The 22,940-nt window shown below is 61.7% G+C and carries 17 protein-coding genes and 1 pseudogene; 3 read left to right on the top strand and 15 right to left on the bottom strand.

What is annotated here, in order from left to right; translation table 11 throughout:
- Positions 1 to 136: 136 nt before the first annotated feature.
- A complete protein-coding gene (yicI, locus tag THECO_RS07345) occupies positions 137 to 2,458 on the bottom strand; it encodes an alpha-xylosidase (RefSeq protein ID WP_015254411.1) in 2,322 nt (773 codons plus the stop codon).
- Between the two features lie 129 nt (positions 2,459 to 2,587).
- Between yicI and THECO_RS07340 the strand changes: the two genes are divergently transcribed.
- The gene (locus THECO_RS07340) at positions 2,588 to 3,505 is read left to right on the top strand and encodes an AraC family transcriptional regulator (RefSeq protein WP_015254410.1); all 918 of its coding nucleotides are present in this window, start codon (positions 2,588 to 2,590) and stop codon (positions 3,503 to 3,505) included.
- Here THECO_RS07340 and melA read toward each other — a convergent pair.
- The 14 genes from melA to THECO_RS07270 all read right to left on the bottom strand — a co-directional run bounded on the left by melA (position 3,502) and on the right by THECO_RS07270 (position 20,305).
- Positions 3,502 to 5,019 carry an alpha-glucosidase/alpha-galactosidase gene (melA, locus tag THECO_RS07335; protein ID WP_015254409.1) on the bottom strand — a complete coding sequence of 506 codons (1,518 nt, stop codon included), beginning with the start codon at positions 5,017 to 5,019 and terminating at the stop codon, positions 3,502 to 3,504. The two genes, THECO_RS07340 and melA, sit on opposite strands and share 4 nt — an antisense overlap.
- Positions 5,020 to 5,142: 123 nt before the next feature.
- Positions 5,143 to 6,024 (bottom strand): helix-turn-helix transcriptional regulator, encoded by an 882-nt coding sequence (locus tag THECO_RS07330; protein WP_015254408.1) that lies wholly within the window; start codon positions 6,022 to 6,024, stop codon positions 5,143 to 5,145.
- A gap of 43 nt (positions 6,025 to 6,067) precedes the next feature.
- Positions 6,068 to 6,730, bottom strand: a complete 663-nt coding sequence (locus THECO_RS07325; protein ID WP_015254407.1) for an SGNH/GDSL hydrolase family protein — start codon at positions 6,728 to 6,730, stop codon at positions 6,068 to 6,070.
- Positions 6,731 to 6,746: 16 nt separating this feature from the next.
- Positions 6,747 to 7,514, bottom strand: coding sequence for a phosphoribosylformimino-5-aminoimidazole carboxamide ribotide isomerase (gene hisA / locus THECO_RS07320; protein WP_015254406.1), 768 nt, complete (start codon positions 7,512 to 7,514; stop codon positions 6,747 to 6,749).
- A 414-nt stretch (positions 7,515 to 7,928) separates the two neighbouring features.
- Positions 7,929 to 9,008 carry a Gfo/Idh/MocA family protein gene (locus tag THECO_RS07315; RefSeq protein ID WP_015254405.1) on the bottom strand — a complete coding sequence of 360 codons (1,080 nt, stop codon included), beginning with the start codon at positions 9,006 to 9,008 and terminating at the stop codon, positions 7,929 to 7,931.
- Positions 9,009 to 9,098: 90 nt separating this feature from the next.
- Positions 9,099 to 10,004 (bottom strand): hypothetical protein, encoded by a 906-nt coding sequence (locus THECO_RS07310; RefSeq protein WP_015254404.1) that lies wholly within the window; start codon positions 10,002 to 10,004, stop codon positions 9,099 to 9,101.
- A gap of 87 nt (positions 10,005 to 10,091) precedes the next feature.
- A complete protein-coding gene (locus THECO_RS07305) occupies positions 10,092 to 12,281 on the bottom strand; it encodes an alpha-galactosidase (RefSeq protein WP_015254403.1) in 2,190 nt (729 codons plus the stop codon).
- A 115-nt stretch (positions 12,282 to 12,396) separates the two neighbouring features.
- Positions 12,397 to 13,137 (bottom strand): HAD family hydrolase, encoded by a 741-nt coding sequence (locus THECO_RS07300; RefSeq protein WP_015254402.1) that lies wholly within the window; start codon positions 13,135 to 13,137, stop codon positions 12,397 to 12,399.
- A gap of 60 nt (positions 13,138 to 13,197) precedes the next feature.
- Positions 13,198 to 14,034 (bottom strand): sugar phosphate isomerase/epimerase family protein, encoded by an 837-nt coding sequence (locus THECO_RS07295; protein WP_015254401.1) that lies wholly within the window; start codon positions 14,032 to 14,034, stop codon positions 13,198 to 13,200.
- A 69-nt stretch (positions 14,035 to 14,103) separates the two neighbouring features.
- Positions 14,104 to 15,099 carry a zinc-dependent alcohol dehydrogenase gene (locus THECO_RS07290; RefSeq protein ID WP_015254400.1) on the bottom strand — a complete coding sequence of 332 codons (996 nt, stop codon included), beginning with the start codon at positions 15,097 to 15,099 and terminating at the stop codon, positions 14,104 to 14,106.
- Positions 15,100 to 15,120: 21 nt separating this feature from the next.
- A complete protein-coding gene (locus THECO_RS07285) occupies positions 15,121 to 16,416 on the bottom strand; it encodes a hypothetical protein (RefSeq protein ID WP_015254399.1) in 1,296 nt (431 codons plus the stop codon).
- A gap of 220 nt (positions 16,417 to 16,636) precedes the next feature.
- Positions 16,637 to 17,299, bottom strand: a complete 663-nt coding sequence (locus THECO_RS20515) for a 3'-5' exonuclease (RefSeq protein WP_015254398.1) — start codon at positions 17,297 to 17,299, stop codon at positions 16,637 to 16,639.
- 207 nt (positions 17,300 to 17,506) lie between these two features.
- Positions 17,507 to 17,707, bottom strand: a complete 201-nt coding sequence (locus THECO_RS07275) for a hypothetical protein (RefSeq protein WP_015254397.1) — start codon at positions 17,705 to 17,707, stop codon at positions 17,507 to 17,509.
- Between the two features lie 114 nt (positions 17,708 to 17,821).
- Positions 17,822 to 20,305 (bottom strand): Ig-like domain-containing protein, encoded by a 2,484-nt coding sequence (locus THECO_RS07270; RefSeq protein ID WP_015254396.1) that lies wholly within the window; start codon positions 20,303 to 20,305, stop codon positions 17,822 to 17,824.
- Between the two features lie 220 nt (positions 20,306 to 20,525).
- Between THECO_RS07270 and THECO_RS07265 the strand changes: the two genes are divergently transcribed.
- Positions 20,526 to 21,272, top strand: a complete 747-nt coding sequence (locus THECO_RS07265) for a 3'-5' exonuclease (RefSeq protein WP_015254395.1) — start codon at positions 20,526 to 20,528, stop codon at positions 21,270 to 21,272.
- 180 nt (positions 21,273 to 21,452) lie between these two features.
- Positions 21,453 to 22,775: pseudogene (locus tag THECO_RS22590) on the top strand (methyl-accepting chemotaxis protein); the annotation flags it as partial.
- Positions 22,776 to 22,940 lie beyond the last annotated feature (165 nt).

Genomic DNA, 22,940 nt, shown 5'->3' with positions numbered 1-22,940 from the left:
CGCCTGCCCACCCGGGTTTTCCCGATATGTGTTTGCACTGTCCCCGAGCAATGGTCGAACGTCCCAATCACACAGACAACAAAAACCCGCGCCTTCATGTGTTCATGCTGGCGCGGGTTTGAATGTCATCAGCACATCAATGCTGGATTTCAACTCTGACGCGGGACGCGCCGGCAGCCGGTGACAGCTTTATCCCTTGAGGCGTCGCTTCCGCCGATGCGCCTTCAACCGACGGCGTACCTTGGATGCCGCGCAGCACGACGTGCCACGGTTTTACGGCGCCATCCGCTGCAATTTCGATGTTGCCGCCGGTGCGGGATGCGCTGACGGTCAGAACCGGACGGCCTTGCAGATCGTGAACGACCGCTTTGGCCGTCTGACCGTCTTCCAGCTCGAACAGATGGAACGTCACGTTGTCCGCATAATCGTAGTCCGGCCGCTGGTTGTTCGCGCCGATGGCAATCAACGAGTTCGGACGGACGAGCAGCGGAAGCGACATGTAGCCGTGCTTCTCGCGGTACCATTTGCCGCCGGTGACCGTCTCGCCGGTCAACAGATTCGTCCAGCGCCCTTCCGGCACATAGTACAGCACTTCGCCCCGGTCATTGAAGATCGGCGCTACGAGCAGCCGCTCCCCGAACATGTATTGCCGGTCGAGATAGTGGCAAGTCGGATCGTCCGGGAACTCGAGCACCATCGCGCGCATCATCGGCAGGCCGCGCTCCTTCGCTTCGACCGCATAGGTGAAAAGATGCGGCATGAGCGAACATTTCAGCTCGGTGAAGAAACGGAGCACGTCGACCGACTCCTCGTCGAACAGCCACGGGACGCGGTACGATTCGTTGCCGTGCAGGCGGCTGTGCGAGGAGAGCAGCCCGAAGGCGACCCAGCGCTTGTAAATGTCGGCGGGTGCCGTCCGCTCGAAACCGCTGATGTCGTGGCTCCAGAATCCGAAGCCGCTGAGGCCGAGCGACAGGCCGCCGCGCAGCGTCTCGGCCATCGAATCGTAGTTCGCCGAGCAGTCGCCGCCCCAGTGGACCGGATACATCTGTCCGCCGGCCGTCGCCGAGCGGGCGAACAGCATCGCTTCGCCCTTGCCCCGGTATTCCTCGAGCAACTCGAATACCGCTTTGTTGTAGAGATGCGTGTAGTAGTTGTGCATTTTCTGCGGATCGGAGCCGTCGAACCAGACGACGTCGGTCGGAATCCGCTCGCCGAAGTCCGTCTTGAAGCAGTCCACGCCCATGTCGAGCAGCCGTCTCAGCTTGCTCTGATACCAGCGCACCGCATCCGGGTTGGTAAAGTCGACAAGCCCCATGCCCGCCTGCCACATATCCCATTGCCAGACGTCGCCGTTCGGCCGCTTGACGAGGTAGCCGCGCTCCATCCCTTCCTTGAACAGCGGCGACTTCTGCGCGATGTACGGGTTGATCCAGACGCAGATGTGGAGGCCGCGCGCCTTGAGCCGCTTCAACATCCCTTCCGGATCGGGAAACATGGCGGGATCCCACTCGAAATCGCACCATTGGTATTCCTTCATCCAGAAACAGTCGAAGTGGAAAACATGCAGCGGAATGTTCCGGTCGGCCATGCCGTCGATGAAACTCTTGCACGTCGCCTCGTCGTAATCCGTCGTGAACGACGTCGTCAGCCACAGCCCGAACGACCACGCCGGCGGCAGCGCCGGTCTGCCGGTCAGCTTCGTATAGTTGTCGAGCACATCCTTCAGCGTCTCGCCGCCCACGATGAAATACTCGAGCGATTCGCCTTCGACACTGAAGCCGACCTTCGAGACGATTTCGGACGCGATCTCGAAAGAGACGCGCTCCGGATGGTTCACGAACACGCCGTAGCCGCCGCTCGACAGATAGAACGGCACGTTCTTGTACGCCTGCTCGCTGGCCGTGCCGCCGTCCTCGTTCCAGATGTCGACGACTTGTCCGTTCTTGAGAAACGGGGTGAACCGTTCGCCGAGACCGTAAACCAGTTCGCCGACGCCGAGATCGAGCATTTCGCGGAAGTACGGTTTGCCGTGATCCAGGATATAGCCCGCTCCTTTTACGCCTGTGCCGGTGATGCGGCGATCGTCGTAGAAAAACTCCAATCCCCAGGCCGGCTGCTTGATCCGCGCCGTCAGGCGGCCGCTTCTGACCGTTACATGATCTTCGTGCCGCTCGATCTCCGCCTTGTGGTTCACATCCGCGTTGATGGTGAAACGAGGCCCCTTCTCCCGCAATCCCGCATGATGGTACCACTTCACGCGAAGAACGTCCGGCAGCGGCGAGCTGATTTCGCACGTGAGCAGCGCAGCGTTCAGCGTGTCGCCTTTGGTGCGGACGAGCTTGGTCGCATTGTACACGGACACGGCGCCGTCATGGACCACCACGTCGCGCACTTCGGTCGGATATTGAATTTCGACGCCTTTGCGCACCATCCAATAACCGTCGGTAAACTTCATTTGCGATCCCTCCCTTGCTCTGCCTATAATGATATTGTCGTCTGACAACGCCTTCATCCCTGATTTTTGTCTGATTATATCAGGATTTTGACTAATTTGCTCCGGAACGTCCCAAGGAGGACCATCCCGATGAACAAAGCGCTGCTGAAGGAAGCCCGCCGGCACGGCAGCCCCGCTTTTCCGGTCAGGATGTATCATTTCCATTGTCCGCCGGATCAGCCGCTGCTTGATCTGCATTGGCACGACGAGCTGGAATTTTTCATGGTAACGGAAGGCCGGGCGAACCTTCGCGTGGGGACGAAGGACTATGCGGTGTCAGCCGGTGAAGCGATCTTCGTCGGCAGCGGCGAATTGCACTCCGGCTCGGTGGCCGGCGAGGAGGGCTGTTCCTTCTCCGCCGCCGTGTTCCATGCGGATCTGCTGTCGGGCAGCGCCCCCGATCTCATCCACCAGCGGTATATCCGCCCGCTGCTGGAACGGCAATACGAAGTCCCCGTCCATCTCGACCGGATGAACGGGGACAGCGCCGCCTTGCTGGATATCTTGAAGCAATTGTTTGAAATTGACCGGGCGAGACCGCACGGGTACGAGCTGGCCGTCCGCGGCATGCTCCAGACTTGCATGGCGCTCCTGCTAAGGATGGCTTCACGCACGGAGCAGGCGCGCCGCGCGGGCGCAGACCAGCAGACGGAGCGCATCAAAGAGGCGCTCGAATATATCGAGCGCCATTATGCCGAGCCGATCCGGCTTCGCGAGCTCGCCTCGACCGTGTCGATGAGCGAAGCATACTTCTGCCGCTTCTTCAAGCGGATCACGGCGGCGACCCCGGTGGAGTACATCAACCTGTACCGCGTCCGGCAGGCCGCGATCCTGCTCCGCTCCACCGACAAGAAGATCATGAACATCGCTTATGAAGTCGGGTTCAACAATATGAGCTACTTCAACACGGTGTTCAAGCAGCGGTTCGGCTGCACGCCGATGGAGTACCGGCAGCGCGGCGCAACCGGCGCGCCGTCCGACGAGTTCGGCATCGGCCACAGCTTCTAGTGCTTCGCCTTCTCGCGGTCCTGCCCCTTGTCCGCCGCGGCCGCGTTCTTCGTCGCCTCTTCGCGGTCGCGCTCCATCTCTTCGACCGTCTTCACTTTAAGCCGCGCCGCGCCTTGATAGTCGCGCGTCGGAATGAGCGTGCCCGCCGCCCGACCGGCTTCGAGCCGCGCTTTCGCCGCCGCAATCGCCTCCTTGTATTGCGGCAGCCATTGCTCCTGTGCGACAAGCATCTCGTCGACCATCTGCCAGATTTCCTTCGGATTGCACACCGCGCCGACGAGCGGGTCCATCATGAACGCCTGGCGCAGCAGGAAGTCGTCGCCGCGCACCGCCGCTTCGACGGCGAGCCGCTGCACGCTGATGCTGGCATTGCAGACGGCGGCCGGGCCGAGCGGCAAATCGCCGATATGCGGAATGGAGATGCCGTTCGCGTCCACATAGCCCGGCACTTCCACGATCGCGTCGTCCGGCAGGTTCGAGATGACGCCGCCATTCACGACGTTGAAATGTCCGCGATAGACGCGGCCCGTCTCCAGGCTCTCGATGATGAACGAGCCGTGCTCGTAGCCCCGGTCTTCCGGACGGAACTTGAGCGGCGGCTCCTTCAGCCAGTTCGGGAAGTCCGTCTCGAACCAGTTCCGGCCTTCGGTGCAGACGCGCAGGTAGCCGCCCGTCTCGCCGTTGATCCAGCTCCCGAGATCGATCCAGTCGCGGATCTCTTCGGGGCGCTTCCGGTACCACGGTACATACTCGCTCAGGTGACCGTTCGACTCCGTGCTGTAGTAGCCGAACCGGCGCAGCATGTCGATCCGCACCTTCTCGGTCCGGCTGTATACCGGATGGCGCTCGAACGCCTCGAGCAGCTCGCCCGTCAGATCGCGGCCCTTGTGCCGAATCTGGATGTACCACGTTTGATGATTGATGCCGGCGCAGATGATGTCGACTTCCTCTTTCTTCAGACCGAACACATCGGCGATCTGCTTGTGCCCGTGCTGCACGCCATGGCAGAGGCCGATTGTACGGACGCCGCCGTATTTGTTGCACGCCCACGTCAGCATCGCCATCGGATTCGCGTAGTTGAGCAGGAGCGCATCCTTCGCCGCCACTTCGCGGATGTCCTTGCAGATGTCCAGCATGACGGCGATGCCCCGCTGGCCGTACATGATGCCGCCCGCGCACAGCGTATCGCCGACGCACTGGTCGACGCCGTAGCGGAGCGGTATGTCAATGTCCGTCTGGAAAGCTTCCAGCCCGCCGACGCGGATCGTGTTCAGCACATATTTCGCGTCCTTCAGCGCTTCCCGCCGGTCAGTCGTCGCCTCGATCCGGATCGACAGTCCGTTCTCGTCGATGTCACGCTGGCAAAGCTGGCGCACCATCTCGAGGTTACGTTCGCTGATGTCCGTAAACGCAACGCGGATGTTCCGGAATTCCGGCACCGACAGCAGATCCCGCAGCAGACTGCGCGTAAATCCGATGCTGCCCGCGCCGATGAACGTCACTTTGAATGACAAGCAAATCGCCCTCCCGTTCGTTGGCTCCGGGCTCACGCCCGTCATCCCCATTGTACCAACGGGAGAGCGAAAGCGTTATCGCAATCGCAGCCATTTGACAGCCGATATGTCCGTAATCGAAACTTAAATGTCCGAGTAGCGCTCTGTCCCGAATGAACGACGGTAGGCGGCGGGCGTCATGCCGGCATGTTTCTTGAACAGGTCGTGAAAATATTGCCGGCTGCCGATGCCGACGTAATCCGCAATGTCGGCCACCGGGATGTCGGTCTGTCGGAGCAGCATCTTCGCCTTCTCCATCCGGAATGCCGTCAGGTAGCCCATGACGGATTGGCCGGTCGACCGCTTGAAAATCCGCTGCAAGTAAACCGGGTGAAGGTTCACGCTTGCTGCAATGTCCGCGATGCGCAGCGGCCGGTCGTAATGCTCGTGCATGAACGCGGCCGCCTGCCGCACGTAGCGCTCCGCGCCGGGCTCGTCCGCCGCTTCCGATTCCTTGTGCAGCGCCGCGATGCGAAGCAGCAGTTCGGACAACAGAATCTGGACCAGCGGCTCGCGGCCGTCCGGATTGTCCAGCTCCAGCACGAGCGCCTTGAGCGCGTTGTAGATGTCATGCGGTTCGCGCAGCACGAGATGATCGCGCGGACAGGCGATGAGCGAGGCCAGCGCCGGATCTTCCGCCGCCAGCTCGCTGATCGACGGCAGCCCGCCCGACCGCTCGGCAAAACGGAACTCCACATTCAGCATCCGGCACGTCTCCGGCACGACCAGGCGGTGCGGAACGGCGGCATTGAGGAAAATAAACTCGCCCTTCTTGAGTCCGTACGCACGCCGTCCGTCGGTGCCGGGACCGAGTTCCACCCGGCACGCTCCGCGGATCACATACATGATCTCCATCGACGGATGCGTATGGTCGTCCATCTCGTAGCCGCGCCACTCTTTAAAATAATAAGCGGTCACAACCGGCCGGAATCGGCCGGTCATGATCCGCTGCGGAAACAGGCTCATTCGGGCACACGCTCCCGTCCGTTCGAATCGTTCGGAGCTCCGGTTACTGCGCCATTTTGGACCAATCGAAACCGATGGCGTTCAGGAACGCCCGCGCCAGAATCATATGGCCGGCCTGCGTCGGATGGACGCGGTCCCAAGCCAGCGTGCCGGCATACAGTGTCCCGAGCACCTTATTGAACGCCGCCTGCGTGTCGACAAACAGCGCCCCCTCCTCTTCGGCGATCCGCTTCACCACGGCGCCGTATCGGTCCATCGCCGCGCGCATCGCATCCGCTTCATTCGGCTCAATGTAGAAGGGCGTCATCAGGACGAGCCCCTCTACGCCCGGTTTCGTCCTTTGCACCAGTTCGCGCAGCGTCGCCTCATATTCGTCGATGTACACGTGCCAATCCTTGATGAACGGCACGTCGAACTGCCGCCACACATCGTTGATTCCGATCATGATCGAAAGCCAGTCCGGCCGCTGCGCGATGACGTCCGTCTCCCAGCGCGCTTTCAGGTCGCGCACCGTGTTGCCGCTGATCCCCTTGTTGACGACGCGGATGCCGAGCTCCGGATAAGTGGACGTCAGCAGCGCGCCCACGATCGTCACGTAGCCGCGGCCGGTCGCATCGAACAGCCCTTCGCCGTCCGGTTTGCTGCGGTCGCAGTCCGTGATCGAATCGCCGATGAACAGCAGTTTCTGGCCTTGCTTCAATTTCATGGCGCCATCCCCCGTCTCATGATTCGATTTCGCCGCGGCAGAAAGCGACGACATCGCGGTATTTCAGTTCGCCGCCGAACAGATCGAGCGCGCTGCCGACGGTAATGTCCAGCTTGCCTTGCGTCAGCTTCCGGAACAACGCCAGATCGTCCAGCGACCGCGCCCCGCCGGCGTAAGTGGTCGGAATCGTCGTCCAGGCGGCAAGCTGCTCCGCCAGATCGGCGAGGATGCCGGTACGCTTCCCTTCCACATCGACGGCATGCACGAGAAATTCCGCGCAGTGCTGCTCAAGGCCGCGGATATTCGCTTCATTCAGCTCGAAATCGCTGAACACGGTCCAGCGGTCGGTCACAACGTACCAGCGGCCGTCCTTGCGCTTGCAGCTCAGGTCGATGACGAGCCGGTCCCGGCCGACCTCGCTGACGATCCGCTCGAGATGATCTTCGCGAAGCCGCCCGTTCTGGAACAGATACGACGTGACGATGACATGCGACGCCCCGCGCTCGAGCCATGCCGCCGCATTGTCCGCCGTAATGCCGCCCCCGATCTGGAGTCCGCCCGGCCAGGCGGCCAGCGCCTCCGCCGCGGCTTCTTCGTTGCCCGGTCCGAGCATGATCACATGCCCGCCGGTCAGGCCGTCCTTCCGGAAGAGTTCCGCATAATAGGCCGGTTCGCGTTCGGAAACGAAGTTCTCGACCAACCCCTGGCCGCTGTCGTTTAACGTTTCGCCGACGATTTGTTTGACCTTACCCTGGTGCAAGTCGATGCAGGGTCTGAATTTCACGTTTCTGCTCAGCCTTTCTCTTGCCGGCCGCCGCCTCTCCGGCCGGCAGTATTCCAATACAAGGTTAGCGCATCCGGCGCAAGTTTGTCCATCGCTTCCGTAGTGCCGGTTCCCGGTTGCCCGCAATCGGTATTTCCCGAATGATTATTTCCCGGGCGAGCGCGCGAATCGACGAATTGCCGCATTTTTCTGACGATTGTCGGCGACAACATTTTGCAAGCGTTTCCACATTTATGGCCGTTTTGCCGCCTGTTGCGGCCGTTTTCGACACGGGCCGTACCGGCAGCGGAAACCGCCTCGCACGCGCGCAGACGGTCCGCAACGCCGCAAGCGGCGCCGGAGCCGACGGCGACGGACGCCGGCAGGCAGCATCGCAGCGGCCCGCACCGCGCCCGCCGGCAGACTGTCCAACGCTTACTCCGGCAGCTTGATCTCCACTTCCCGCTTCGCTTCCGCGGAGCGGAGCACGCCGTCGATGATCGCCTGCTGAATCAGAATCTGCTCGCCCGGAATCGGCGCCGGCTTGCCGTCCCGCACCGCTTCGGCGAAATCGCGCACCTTCTCGAAGAACAGGTTCGTCTTGTGCTCGATCAGCGGAATCTCCGTATGGGTATGGGTGCCGAATTCATCGTGATAGAGCGTCATCGAGCCGATTTTGCCGTCCCAGGCGCCCGACCACGGGCCGGTGCCGTACGGCGTCACCTTCAGCCCCGCTTCCGTGCCGAGGAAGAGCGTCGGACCGAGCGTGTCCATGTGCATGGCCCAGGAAATCTTGAACTGCAGCACCAGATCGTTCTCGAACCGGATCATCGCGACGCCGAAATCTTCCACCTCGAACTTGTCCGCTTCGGGATGATACTTCGGATTCCGGCCGAAAAGGTTCGAGGCATACGCCGATACCGTCACCGGACGCGGATGGCCGAGGGCGTTCAGCGCCATGTCCAGCGAATAGCAGCCGATGTCCGCGAGTGCTCCGGCGCCGGCCAGCTCCTTGCGGATGAACGTGCCGCCCGGCATTCCCCTCCGGCGTCCGCCGCCCACCTCGACATAATAGATGTTGCCAAGGCGTCCGGACTGGACGATCTCTTTCAACAATTTCATGTTCGGATCGTAGCGCGGCTGAAAACCGATCGACAGCATCGTGCCCGCCGCCTTCTGCGCGGCCACCATGTCCACCGCTTCCGCGAGCGTCACCGACATCGGCTTCTCGAGCAGCACATGCTTGCCGGTTCGCAGCGAATCGATCGTCGTCCGATAGTGGGCGACATTCGGCGTGCAGATGCTGACTCCGTCAAGCGGCAGCTTGAGCAGTTCTTCATGGGAATCGAACGCCGCCGCGTTCGCCAGCCCTTGCGCCTCGGCAAATTGCTTCGCCCGCCCCGGCACGACATCCGCCACCGCCGCCACTTCGACGTACGGGAGCTGCTTGTAGGCTTCCGCATGCGCCCGGGCGATTCCGCCGCTGCCGATAATGCCGATCTTGATCGTTCTCATGCCATGAGTCCCTCCCAGGTATGTATGCCACAGGAAAAGCCGTTTCGCCTTGTCCGTCAAGGCGAAACGGCATTCCTGACAACCGTTTCTTTAACGGCTCGTGTTCACGATGGAATTCACCGACGCAAAGGCAAGCGGCAGAAATCCTTCCGAAGCTTCACCCTGCGGCTGATTGAACTTCAATGCATAATCCGCGCCGTCGATCGTCTTCACGACGAACGTCCGGGTCAATCCGGTCTTCTGACCGGTCAAGTACAGGGAAGCGCCCTGCATCTGCTTGTAGATCCGGTCGCCCGTCCATTCCTCGACCGTTCCCGCGCCTTCTTTCACCCAAGCTTCGCCCGCGTTCCGGATTTCATCCGGATCATAGCCGGCCGGCAGCTTCTCGATATCGACATAGTAATTCGAATCGACGTTCATGCTCATCCGGTTCGTCTCCGGGTCGAAGGTGAATTGCGGGAAAACGTAAATGGCGTAGCCGGAACCGACCGCTTTCGTCGCTTCACGTTTCTCCGGCATGCCTTCCAGCTCGACGTCCAGCTCCTTCGTCTCGGGAAGCCGGGCGGCATCTTCGCCGGCGCCCGCGCCTTCCGCGCGCGAAAGTTCGGTGATGGTCAGCACCTTCAGTGTGTCGTCGCCTTCCACGGGCTGTTCCGTATATTTGAACTGGACGGGATCGTTCGGGTTGATGCCCTCGAGCACGTCCGCGACGCCTTCACCGAGCTGGAACACGACCGGCGTGCCGTCGACTTCAATCTCGATCGAATGCGGATCGATCTGGCCGATATAAATACCCGATCCTTCCCGCAACTCCGCCAGTCCCCCGTCGTCCTTCTGGCCGTCATCCTGCTGCGGCGCTTCATTCTGCGGCGTTCCGTTATTTTGCGCGCCGTCATTCACAGCATTGCCGCTCTTGTCCGCGCAAGCGGTCATCGCCATCGCCGCCGTCAGAGCTGCTACCAGTAAAGCCAATCTGATTTTACGCTTGGTTGTCATATCAGCACCTCCGTCTTTTCGACGAAAGTGTTGCCGAAAAAGTTGCAGGGCAAACGGCATGACCTGATTTTGTCACACCAGCAGCCGTTATTTCGCGCGCAGACGGTAGACGCGGCTGCGGAAATCGCCGTGGAACTGCGGCACCGGCATCCCGGCGTTCATGAGCTCGTCGCCGCCGTACACCAGGCCGTCCCGGTCCAGTTCATAATCGAGGTTCGGATCGAGCCCCTTCAGCCGAAAACGGTCAAGCGGCGCATACGGTTCCTGCAGAATCTGCACATAGACGGCGAACGCTTCCCGTTTGTCCTTCGCGACGAACATCCAGGCCGCCGCGTTGCCTTCGAACGGGCTGAGCAGCCGGTAGAAGTCGCCGAACTGGACGAGATGGCGGATTTCTTTGTACAGCGCGATCTGCGCCTTGACGATCTCCTTCTCTTCTTCGGTGAACTTCGTCAGATCCAGCTCGTATCCGAAGTTGCCGGAGAGAGCGACGTGGCCGCGCGTCTCGAGCGGCGTCACCCGGCCGACCTGATGATTCGGCACGGCGGACACATGCGCGCCCATCGCGCTGACCGGATAGACGATGCTCGTGCCGTACTGGATCTTGAGCCGCGAGATCGCGTCCGTGTTGTCGCTCGTCCACGTCTGCGGCATGTAGTAGAGCATCCCCGGATCGAAACGTCCCCCGCCGCCCGAGCAGCTCTCGAACAGCACGTGCGGAAACGCCGACGTGATCCGTTCCAGCACGCTGTACAAACCGAGCATGTAGCGATGCGCCGTTTCCCGTTGGCGCTCCGGCGGCAGCTTCGCCGAGCCGATCTCCGTCATGTTCCGGTTCATATCCCATTTCACATAGGTGATCGGCGCGCTCGAGAGAATGCCGGAGATCGTCTTCACGATATAGTCCTGCACGTCCTCGCGCGACAGGTCCAGAATGAGCTGCTGGCGCGCCTCGGTGCGGCGTCGCCCTTCGATGTGCAGGCACCAGTCCGGATGCGCGCGGTACAACTCGCTGTCCGGCGACACCATCTCCGGCTCGAACCAGAGGCCGAACTGCATGTCGAGATTGCGCACGCGCTGGACGAGGTCTTCCAGACCGTTCGGCAGTTTGCGCCGATCGACGAACCAGTCGCCGAGCGACGAATTGTCACTGTCGCGCTTGCCGAACCAGCCGTCGTCAAGCACGAACAGCTCGATGCCGAGCTCCTTGCCCGCGCGGGCGATCGCCTCGATCTTGTCGGCGTCGAAATTGAAGTACGTCGCTTCCCAGTTGTTCACGAGAATCGGACGCGTCTTGTCGCGGAACGTGCCGCGGCACAGGCGCGAGCGGTACAAGTCGTGATACTTGCGCGACATGCCGCCGAGCCCTTCCGCCGAGAAGACAAGCACCGCTTCCGGCGTCTGGAACGACTCGCCCGGCTCGAGCCGCCAGCCGAAGTCAAACGGATTGATGCCGATGAACAGCCGCGGGGAGTGGAACTGGTCCACTTCGACGCCGGCCGTAAAATTGCCGCTGTACACGAGGCTGACGCCGTAGACGCCGCCATGGTCTTCGTCCGCGCCCCGCTCGAGCAGGGCGACGAACGGGTTCTGCACATGGCTGCTCGAACCGCGCCGGCTCTCCACCGCCTGCAGCCCCGGCACGAGCGGCCGCCTGTGCACATAGCGCTCGCGCGCCCATGCGCCGGACAACTGCAGCAGGTCATACCGGTCGTGCGCGAAATCGACGCTCATGCTGAGCGCCCGCTGCACCTCGATCGCCGTGCTGCCGTTGTTGATCAGGCGGGCCGACCGGGCGATGGCGTTCCACTTCTCGAAGACGGTGTAGGAGAGCACGACCGCAAGCCCGGAAGCCGGATCTTTCATCGTGATCTCCAGCGTCTCGGCTTCGTCGTCCCGCTCGACGTAGGTCGCGGGCAGTCCGGGCAGCTTCGGCTTGCCGGGCACGATCCGGTGGCTGTCGTACACCAGTTCCGAAGCGGTCGAACCGTCGGCGAATTTCACCTGATAGGCCGGATGGCGGAAATCCGATGTGCCGTATCCCGGATATTCCTGCGGCAGCGTATCCAGCGAGAGCTCGGGGATATCCTTGATCGTCGTCGGGCTGAAGGACGCCCGGGTCTTGAACTCAAGCAGCTTGTCCAGCTTGAGTCCCCTCACGCGCGCTCCCCAGTAAACATGGGCCAGATAGCCTCCATGCGCAATCTGGATAGAGTAGCTGGTGTCATCCGTCTGCAGATGGAACAGACGGCGGGATGCGTCGTACTGAATGGCCATGATCGTCCAGCCTCCATGGTGACAATTGTCGGGCTTTTCCCGATACCATTATGGCATTTCCGGCACGGGACAGAAATGGAGGGTTGCCAGCCGTACATGGACAAATGTAGGATATTCATTCTCGTTCCGGTCGAGGTTGCGCAAGCAGACCGAGGATGCGCCGCGCCAGATCCGTGAAACCATCCGCGGTCAAATCCGCTGCCGGCCGCGGCTCCGCCGCGCTTCCCCGGGCATTGAACCAGACGGTGCGCCATCCCGCACCCGCCGCTCCTTCGACGTCGTTGACCGGCGAGTCGCCCACCAGCACGCTGGTCTCCGGCCTCGTCCCCGTCACCATGTTGACGTGGGCGAACAGCGCCGGATCGGGCTTCGCAATCCCGATCTCGCCGGAGATGAACCAGCGCGTCCGCGGAATGAACCGCTCGATGCCGAGCGCCTCGAGCTTCCGGGCCTGATGAGGGCCGGGGCCGTTCGTCACGACGCCGAGCAGGCAGCCGGCCGCCTCAAGCTCGCCGAGACACGCTTCCGCGCCGGGATGCAGCCGGATCCGGTACTGCCCTTCCTGGTACGCTTCCTGAAATTTGCGGCAATCGCCTTCTTCCGCTTCAACCCCGAATTCGGCGAGCGCTCTCCGAATCCGTTCGACCCGCATTGCATCCAGAGGCAGCCTGCCCGCGCAATAGGGTTCCCACAGCGCGTCGCTGTGGTGGCGGAACCTGCGGTACAAGTTCTCCTCCGAAATTCGTCTGATCGCGGGTCCGAACACCCGCAAGGCCGTCCGGAACGGTTCCAGCTGGTCGTACAACGTGTCATCCAGATCGAAGAAAACGGCTCTCCGCCGCGCGTTCCCGCTCATGCCTGGTCTTGCTCCTCCAAATCCCGATCGTCCGCGCAATGCATGCGGCCGCCCGGCCGCTTACAGCGCAATGCCCAGTTCCGCCGCCGTCCGCCGGATGTAGTCGCTCGCCTGCCGGTATTCTTCTTCCGTCTTCAGATGCTCGACGATCATCGGCGTATCCGGATCGAGCTTCGCGATTTCGCTCAGGAACACCCGGTAATCAAGCGCGCCGGTGCCCGGCAGAACTTCTTCGAGATGGACGGTGAGCCGGGTGTCCAGACGGATGTCCTTCGCGTGGCAGTTCGTGATGTACGCGCCGAGCTTCTTCACGAAGTCGCGGATCATCTCGCCGTTCCGGTAATAAACGCGCGGGCTCGAAATCATGTTGACCGGGTCGAAATGGACGGAGACCGCCTTCCGGTCAATCGCCTTGATGAGCGCCAGATACGAATCCGCCGAATCCGGGAACACCCACGGCATCGTCTCGAGCGCGAACGTCGTGCGCGTCGGATTCACCGCGTCGATGATCTCGCGCACCGTCTCGACGATCAGCTCGAACGTCTCGTCCGAGAAGTTGTCCGGGTGCGGCCCGTCCCATTTTTCCACGTTGCGGGACCCGGCGATATTGACGCAGCACCGCGCGCCGACGCGGTCGGCAAGCGCGAGCTGGTTCTTGCAGTATTCGATCGCTTCGCGGCGCGTCTTCTCGTCCGGGCTGATCGGGTTGCTCCAGGCGCCGACTTCGGCAATGACGAGGCCGGCCTCTCGGGCGGCGCGCGCATACGCGTCGATCACGTCGTCGCCTGCGTTATGGCGCACCGGGAACACGGCCGCGCGGTACCCCATTTCCGCATGGGCCGCCGCCCACAATTCCGGTTCCTTCCGCTCGGGAAACACTTGTCCGCCCAATCGCATGCTGCTTCATCCCTTCCGAATATATGGTGTGGTGTGTGAAAAATATCGCGTGAAAAACCGTTCCGCCGTTTACCGGACGACGACCGCCTTGATCAGCCCGTCCTTCGCCTCGATGACATCCCCGAATTTCTCAGGCAGTTCCTCCAGCCTGAACGTGTGGGTGACGAACGCCATCGGATCGATCTCGCCCCGCACCATCAGTTCCTGCACCGCGCGGCCGGCCGGCATCGTTGAATAGAGCGAGCCGGTGATCGTAAGATGCTTGTGGATGATCCGGCTGGAGTTCACCCGGATCTCCGCTTTCTCGCCCACGACGACGATCGCCCCGCCCATGCCGATGACCTCGAAGCCGAGATCGTACGAGGACGGATGGCCCGAGCATTCGACGACATAGTCAAACCCATCCTTGCCCGCGAACCTGCACAGCTCGTCCGCGAGCCCGTCCCCAGGAGCGCCCGTCCATTCGGCCCCTTGGCGCTTCGCCGCCGCCAGGCGCGCGGGCAGCACATCGACGGCCGCGACGCGGGCGCCGCGCTGGCGGCACAGACCGACTGCCGCCAGGCCGATCGGACCGCAGCCGGTGACGAGCACGGTGTCGCCTGCTTTCATGTTCGTCCGGGCAAGCGCGGAGTACGGCGTGCCCCAATTGTCGAAAATGAGCGCGCCCTGTTCAAAGCTGATCGCATCGTGCAACTTGAGGCAGTTGCGTTCCGGCACGGCGATTTTCTCGCTGAAGCCGAATCCCATGTGGGAGAGGCCCCCGGTGCAGCGGACATACGCTTCCTCGCGGCATGCCTCGCATTCGCCGCAGCCCCGCACATTGTTGACGGCGACCCGGTCGCCGACGCGCAGCTCCCTCACGCCCGGCCCGACCGCCGACACGACGCCCGCCGCTTCATGGCCGGCCACGTACGGATGCGGCCCCTCCACGTACCAGAACCACTTGTCCGAGCCGCAAATACCGCACGCCATCACGTCGACGACAACCTCGCCCGTCCCCGGAACCGGATCTTCCGTTTCCACCATCCGCAAATCCTGCGGACCGAAAGCCCGAATTTGTCTCATGGCTGCTCCTCCTGATGTCATTCAAGCCGGGATATCCGCCCGAATCGATTGCCTCCGCTGCCACCTGCGCATCAACATGGCAAGCACGGCGAGTTCCGCCGCGACGCCGCAGGACTGCGCCAGCGCGCCGACCATCCCGTTCCAGCCCGGGACGGCGGCGGTCAGCACGATCAGCGCCGCGATCGTCACCGCCAGGTTGCCGGTCTGCGACCCCATCATGAACCGCGTCTTCTTGTTCAGCATCGCCAGTCCGTTGAAATAATCCACCCACGGGAAGACGAGCGCGAACAGCAGAAAGACGCGCAGCGCCTCAATGCTCGCGTCGAGCAGCTGTCCCTCCGCCCCGACGATCGCGCCGAACGCCGCCTTCCCTAACGGCGTCCAGGCGAGCAAGGCGACCACGGCGGCCGGCAGCAGGTTGGCGCCGAGCGCGAAGCGGCGAACCGCCGCGGCGTCCAAACGGTAGAAGTTCAGCACGATCTGGTGCACGTAAGTAAAGAAACTGTTCACCAGGTTCAGCACGCTGAGCGCGACCGAGTAGGACGCGATCGCCAGCTCGATGTCCGCCGTCTTGCCGAGCATCACGTTGATCGAGGGGGCCAGCATGACCGAGATGAACGACGTGATGACGAGCGGACGATAGAACGGGAACACGTCGCGCGCCCGCCGGATGGACGAATGCGCCAGCCGCTCGGGCATCTGCCGGTAAATGCGCCGTCCTTCCCAGGCGCTGACCGCCGCTTCCACGAACATTCCGGTCAAAAAAATAAGCGCGCCCGCACGCCCGTCTATCGTCCAACCGGAATGCAGATAGGCGAGCGACAGCCCGTACATGGCGAGCAGCCGCACAATCATGCCGATCGTCAGCCACTTCGTCTGCATGTTTCGGATGATGATGCCGTGGAACAGGCAGCGTATCGCCGAGAACACCGTCACCAGGAACAGAATCCGGTAGCTGCCGAGCGTGCTGCCGAGCAGCGATTCGCCGGCGTTGAACAACGTCCGGAACACCCAGGGCCCGAGCGGCGTATAGGACAGCAGCGTGCCGAAACCGAGCGTGAACAGCAGCACGTACACCATCACGACGGCGACGGAGCGGAAGCCCGTCCGGTCGGCCGCGAGCGCGGAACAGGTCTGCCGCAGGAAAACGGCCGGCCGTTCCGTAATCGTGAAGATGCTCATCGCGATCGTATAGGCGGCGATCGTCGATTCGGGATCGGGCGCACGCGCCAAGGTACTGTTGATGATGACATGCGACAGCGAGACGAGGCTTGCGGCCAGGCCGAGCGGCACGAAGAACCGGAGAATGCCGCGCACCGACACCTTCTCCGCGATGACGGAGCCCGGTGCCCCTGGTCCGGCGGGTGCGTTTCCGGCTGATCGGCCGCCATCGACTGTCCGACTCATGCTGCATCCGACCTTTCGCTGACTTCGGCCGTCCACAGGTCCATCATAGCACAGCCATCCGCGTGAAAAACATGGACGGACTTGACCTTAAGGAGGCCGGATTTGATCTGCCGCTCCTTGTGCGCGACGGTTACACAAGCGGCTCCAGCCGCATTTTCTTCACGCGCAGCGGCTCCGTAATCCGGATATCGGCGATTCCCTTCTCCCGATATGCGTCAAGCAGACGGCTCAGGATCCGCCCGATCAGCAGTGCGTCTCCCAGCGCGTCGTGCCGGGGCAGATCATCGGCTTCGATGCCGAAGAACCGGATCAGAAAGTTGGTCGACGGAATCTCGTCGATCTCCGGGAACGCATAAGCGAACAATACCTTCGTGTCCAGAAGCAGTTGTTCCGGCGGATCAAGGCCGTGAAGTCCGCACTCGCGCCGGAGCAGCGGGCCGTCGAATTCATATCCGGCCTGCGTCACCAGCACGCGGTCTGCCGCATACACCCTGAACGACCGGTACGCTTCCGGAAAAAGCGGCGCATGCGCCGCATCTTCGTTGCGGATGCCGGTCAGCCGTTCAATCGGCTCGGGGATCGGAATCGGCGGGCGGACAAGCGTCGCGAACGTCCGGGGTTCGGGCCCGCCGTTGCCGCCCATCCTGACCGCGCCGATCTGCGTGATATGGCCGCGAGTCGCGTCCGGCCCCGTCGCTTCCAGGTCGAAGACGCAGAAGCGGCGCTCATGCAGCCGCTCGACGATGAGGCCGGAGATCTCGTACTCGGCATCGGAAACCTGCTCGATGCGCACCGCGTCTGTCCCTCCCCGAACCGTCGTTCCGCACAAAAAAGAGTTGTCCTCATTATGCGCCTCGATTGCAAGAACCGTCAACCATGAGGCCCAATCATACAACCCCTGAACATTTTATGGCATTAAATAATCAATCGACGGGTTCACGCGGCAAAATAAGAAACCGGCTGACGGTTCCGTGCGCCGCCAGCCGTTCTTCGATTCGTCTTATGCCGGTTCCTCGTCCGCTTCGCCCTGAATGCTGAAAATGATGGCGTCCCGCTCGCACTGGCCTGCCGCCAGCGCTTTCGCCAGTTCGTGCCGATCCATTACCGCGTATTCATCATGGCCGGTCCGCACAACGTAATACGAACGTCGGGTCTCCCGGCAGTTCATTTTCGCCGTATCCACCGCTTGCTGCCTGTTCAATCCGCTCTCCTCCTCCCGCAGTGCCCCGGACGGCCGAATCGTCCGGAGTTTCGCATGATCTGGTGTCTTCCGATATCAATTCGAGATGGCCGGGGCAAAATCCTGCGTCGAGCCTCAGCGTACGGTGAACACGACGTCTGCAGCCTCAGGCGCCTGACCGTTGTAGTCGCGCAGCCCCTGAACGCCGTCGGGCGAAATCCGGATGACGCCTTCGGCGCCCGCATCCGTCTTCGGAATCCGGAGCGTGATGACCGCCCCGTCAATCGAACCGCCGGTCGGCACGATCGCACGGCCGCCGATCGTCAGTTCGAAATAGTTGACCTGTCCGTTGAAGCCGAGGACCGGTTCGCTGAAAGTCACCCGCACTTCCGTGGCCGTCGCTTCCACCGTCTTGATGTACGGCGCGGGGTTGGTTTTTCCGGATCCGGAGAACCGGACTTCACCGCCGCCGTTTGACGTGTCGAGCCGTTTGCCTTCGAGATCGGTGATGTATGCGCCGCCCGACTCCCGGTAGGACAGTTTGTAGACGCGGTCGGGCAGGAGCGGACCCGTCTTCTCCGCATTCAGATGGATCGTCACGCTGCGCTTGTCGGCGGAGACGACATAGTATCCGTAATCGTTCTTCGCGATCGGAATGTCTTGCTTGCCCGTCTCGTCATACAGCCGGTAGACGTTCAGATCCGCGCCGTTAACCGGCTCCGTGAACCTGAGCTCGATGGTGTACTGATCCGCCGCGTAGGCCGATTCGAACCGGGGCGCGGCATTGACCGGCTCGACGCCGTTGAAGGAGACGGTGTACGGCCGCCCGTTCTCTTCCGTCTTCCAGCCGTTCCATCCCGGTGCATCCGTGACGCCCGAACGGAACGACAACGTATAGACGGTTCCGGCCTTAACACTTTCGCCGAGTCTGAGCGTGACGCTCGTGACGATCGCGTTGGTTCCGCCGGCATCGTTCGAGACAACCGGGATGTTGCCGCCATTCGGATCCGTGATCCGGAACACGGAATTGCTCACGCCGCGCACCGGCTCGTTGAAGTGGATGACAATGGACGTTCCGCTCGTCACCGTCACATGGGTGACGTACGGCGCCGGGTTGGAAGTCCCGCTTCCGGAGAACGCGCGCTGATTCGCGCCTCCGGATGCGAGCATCCCCGAAAGTCCGGTCACCTCGGCGACGTACACGCGCCCGGAGCGGAACAGTTCGGGATTGCTGCTTCCCTTCGTCCGGAACTGCACGGTCAGCACCTGGTCGTTGCCCGGCTTTCGGTAGACGTAATACTGGATGCCGGACATGCTGAACGAGCTGTTGTTCTCCGATTTGATTGCAATCGCGAATCGGCTCAGGTTCACGTCTTTCATCGACTTCGTGAATCTGAGATCGAGCGTGTTCACGTTCACCGCCTGGATGTCGGCCAGGGCGTAATCCGCCGGCGTCTGGCCCGCTCCGCCGAACTCGACGGCTGTGTCGGCGGCGATGAGATTGCCCGCCAGGTCGCGGACGCCGACGATGCGCACCGTGTACCGCAGTCCCGGTGTCTGATCCGTCGTGAACAGCGTCACGGTCAGCCGGTTCTCGTCGTACACCGCGCGCAGCGGCAGGCCGATGCCGCCGTCGATGATGTAGTATTGGATCTGTTCGGCATGCGCCGGATCGAGTTTCTCGCTGAATGTCAGCTCCACCGTGTTTTTCGTCGAGACGACTTTGGTCACCTTCGGCGGCGTCGTGTCGACCACCGAGACGAAATACAGGTCGCTCCGCTCATCCATCCGGTTGCCGGCCAGGTCTTTCACATTTCGCACCGTCAGGCGGTAAACCGTATTCGGACGCTGCCGCTCCGTCACGATCGTCACCGTCCGCTTGTCTTGCGACAAGGTGATGGAGGTAATCTTCAGCCCGTTGTCAAACGTGTAATTCGAACGGTTGACGGCGGAAGCTTCATCCAGCGGCTCGCTGAACCGCAGCGTCACCGTCGCGTCCGGATTGATGGCATGAGAGACAATGCGCGGCTTCTCCCTGTCCCGGCTTGCCGGATGGAGATCCAGATAGACGGCATATGCCGATTCGACGAGCAGGCTTCGCTTCGCGTACCGGGTATAGTCGGACTGGGCGGGAATCCAGCCTTTCCGCAAGGCGATGCCGACGTCCCGCGCGGCCCAGGCCGAAACTTTGCCCGTTACGCGGCTGCCCGCCTCGCCGCCGGCGCCGTAGCCGCGCACGAGCACGACGGCCAGCTGCTCGACCGTCACGTTCAGCGTCGGCCCGAACCGCCTCTCGCCGATCCCTTTCATCAGACCGGCCCGGGTGACGGCTTCGATCTCGTCAAACGACCAACGCGTCTTCAGCACATCGTCGTAAGACGGCCGTGTGCTGCCCGTGCCGAGCTCCCACAACCGGAACAGCACGGCGGCGAACTGCTCGCGCGTCATCGGATCGTTCAGGCGCGCGCTTCCGTCGCCGAATCCGGTGAAAATGCCTTTCTCCACCAAAAAGTCGTACTTGTCCTCCACACTCCGCTCTTCGGCCGCCGCCAACCCGGACGGCAAACACGCCGCAAACAGCAGCACCGAAGACAACAACAGCATCATCAGTCTTCGCATTGGAGCACCTCCACGTTTACCGCTTGAAAAGGCGAGCCGGCTTCGTTCACGGTTCGATTGCGGCATACCCGAATAGAAAGACGCTCCGTCGATACATTTTGTTTCGGTGAAAAGATACATTTTGTTTCCATATTCCGCCAATCACCCGAAATCGGGCTTTTTCAACCGCGGCCCGGACATGTTACAATAGTCGATGCATTTACCGTGACCGGAGGTATCCATGCACTACGTCATTCTCGACATCGAATTCAACGGCCGGAAATTCGCCAGCGACCTGCCGATGGAAGTGATCGAGATCGGCGCCGTCCGCCTGGATGACAAGCTGCAGCAGACCGGCACGTTCACCGCGCTGATCAAGCCGGTCTATTTCGCCAAGCTGAACAAGTTCATCCGGGAGAAGACCGGCATCACCCAGGAGGAGATCGACCGGGCCGGGAGGTTTCCCGACGTCATCGCATCGTTCATCCGCTGGCTCGGCCCGCCGGATTCGTTCCTGCTTGTCACATGGGGCGGCGAAGACCTGAAGCGCATCGTGCTCGACACCCGCATGCACCGATTGGACGACTCGTTCTGGCTCGCCGTCCGCTATTACGACCTCTTGAAAGGTTTCCTGCGCGTTCACGATCTGAAGAGCGACGTCAGCGTCGAACGGGCGCTGGAAATGCTCGGACTGCCGGCCGGCGAGCATGCCCACCGCGCGCTGGGAGACGCGGTCATGACGGCCGGCATTTTCCGGACGCTGCATGACCGGCTCGATCTCGATCAGTTCCGGCAGTACAAGGATACGTACTCGAATGCGAAGGAACGCCGGATGGTCAAGAGCGCCATCCGCACGATGAAGCTGCGCGGAGCGGAACCGGATTGGGATACGATTGCCGAGCATTTTCTGAAGGACAAGATCGATCTGGCGAACGAGAAGAAGCGGGACGAACTGAAGGCTTATTTTGAAGCAGAGATCAACAAATAGAAGGAAATAACGTGCGGAAAGCGGCAAGCCGGCTGTTCCTTCCGGGATAGCCGGCTTTACGCTTGGCCAGTGATTGCAGGATGCCGTCGCCATTGGCTTACATATCCATTACATTGCATAAATCGTGTAAAATATGGTAATGTGAAAATCGACAATAACCCCCAATTTTCATCAGAAAGGATGGAATTCATGAACGCCGCTGAGACCCTGCACAGACGGAACAAACTGCTCGTGAACATTATTTGGGGCATGTTGTTGCTCGGCATTGCCGTCGATTTCATGACGGACGCGCCGCAAGCTTCGATTATCGCCCTGGCGGTTGTCGGCATCATCGCCTGCGGCGCTGCGACGCTTATGACGTACAAGCGCTGGCTGCCCAACTATGTCATGTATTTCATACCCGTCATTATCACCGTTTTGACCTTGCTGCTTGCCGTCACGGACCCCATCATTACGACCTACTTTCTCGTCTTCGTGAATCTCGCGGTCATGACGCTCTACAACAATTTCCGCGCGCTCGTCTTCACCGGCGTGCTCGGACTCGGACTGTCCGTCTACCTGTTCCTCAGCCCCTACAAGGAAGAAATGTTCACCAACAACTCGCCGATCACGATCACGCTCTATCTGTTCATGATCGCGGTGCCGCTCATCGCCTCTTCCCGCTTCAGCGAAGGCCTGCAGCGAGAAGCCGATCTGCAGCGCGAACAGGCCATCGAAGAACGCAACCGGATGCGGGAGCTCAACGCGAAAATCTCCTCTTCCCTCCAGGCGCTCAACGCTTTCAGCTCGAATCTGAAAGAGAACATCACGTCGACCAGCACGATCTCGCAAGAAGTGACGAAGGCGTTCACCGAAATGTCGTCGAGCATCGAAGCGCAGACCCGGGGCATCGGCGAGATCAACGGCTCGATCCAGGCGGTCGAACAGGCCGTCGGGGAGCTGGCGGAGCGGTCGGACGCGATGAAAGAGCTCGCCGGACAGACCGTCATCCTGATGAACAGCGGACGGGAAGACGCGCTCCGGCTGTCGGATGACATGAACCGCGTGAACGAAATGATCGACCGGACCGCGGCCATCATGACGGAGCTGAACCAATATAATGAAGCGATCCACGAGATTGTCGCGGCGATCAATCACCTTTCCGAACAGACGCACCTTCTCTCGCTGAACGCGGCGATCGAGGCGGCGCGCGCCGGCGAACACGGCCGCGGGTTCGCCGTTGTCTCGCACGAGATTCGGAAGCTGGCCGAGACGTCGCAGCAATCGACGCAGGAAATCGCGGACATTCTCGAGCGCATCCGCCTCAAGTCGGATGAAGCGGCCGGTCAGGTCCGGCTGGGGCAGCAGATGATCGTCGAGAGTCACCATGCCGCGAAGCGGATGGCGGATACGATCGGCACGCTCGCGGGCGACGTGGAGCATCTCGCGGAACAGTCCGTCCGCGTCCAGGCTTCGGCCGGCGACGTCTTCCGGCAATACCGGAACATCGCGGAAAGCGTCGCGTTCATCGCGGAAGCGACCGAATCGAACATGGCGGCCGTCGAAGAAATGGCCGCCAGCATGACCACCCAGGACGAGCGGATCAACAATGTGAAGGAAAGCTATCTCCAGCTCGACGGACTGGCGGCCGAACTCAATCGAGTAGGAGGGGGCGGCAAGCCCCCGACC

The organism is Thermobacillus composti KWC4 (assembly GCF_000227705.2).
Lineage (GTDB): Bacteria > Bacillota > Bacilli > Paenibacillales > Paenibacillaceae > Thermobacillus > Thermobacillus xylanilyticus.
This window is presented reverse-complemented; position numbering and strand designations above follow the sequence as displayed.

Excerpts from the sequence above, each read along its gene's own strand:
- THECO_RS07330 (WP_015254408.1), bottom strand. The coding sequence starts at position 6,024 with ATGAGCCTGTTTCCGCAGCGGATCATGACCGGCCGATTCCGGCCGGTT.
- THECO_RS07310 (WP_015254404.1), bottom strand. The coding sequence starts at position 10,004 with ATGACAACCAAGCGTAAAATCAGATTGGCTTTACTGGTAGCAGCTCTG.
- THECO_RS07265 (WP_015254395.1), top strand. The coding sequence starts at position 20,526 with ATGCACTACGTCATTCTCGACATCGAATTCAACGGCCGGAAATTCGCC.
- THECO_RS07300 (WP_015254402.1), bottom strand. The coding sequence starts at position 13,137 with ATGAGCGGGAACGCGCGGCGGAGAGCCGTTTTCTTCGATCTGGATGAC.
- THECO_RS07315 (WP_015254405.1), bottom strand. The coding sequence starts at position 9,008 with ATGAGAACGATCAAGATCGGCATTATCGGCAGCGGCGGAATCGCCCGG.
- THECO_RS07270 (WP_015254396.1), bottom strand. The coding sequence starts at position 20,305 with ATGCGAAGACTGATGATGCTGTTGTTGTCTTCGGTGCTGCTGTTTGCG.
- yicI (WP_015254411.1), bottom strand. The coding sequence starts at position 2,458 with ATGAAGTTTACCGACGGTTATTGGATGGTGCGCAAAGGCGTCGAAATT.
- THECO_RS07340 (WP_015254410.1), top strand. The coding sequence starts at position 2,588 with ATGAACAAAGCGCTGCTGAAGGAAGCCCGCCGGCACGGCAGCCCCGCT.
- THECO_RS07305 (WP_015254403.1), bottom strand. The coding sequence starts at position 12,281 with ATGGCCATTCAGTACGACGCATCCCGCCGTCTGTTCCATCTGCAGACG.
- THECO_RS07290 (WP_015254400.1), bottom strand. The coding sequence starts at position 15,099 with ATGAGACAAATTCGGGCTTTCGGTCCGCAGGATTTGCGGATGGTGGAA.
- THECO_RS07325 (WP_015254407.1), bottom strand. The coding sequence starts at position 6,730 with ATGAAATTGAAGCAAGGCCAGAAACTGCTGTTCATCGGCGATTCGATC.
- THECO_RS07295 (WP_015254401.1), bottom strand. The coding sequence starts at position 14,034 with ATGCGATTGGGCGGACAAGTGTTTCCCGAGCGGAAGGAACCGGAATTG.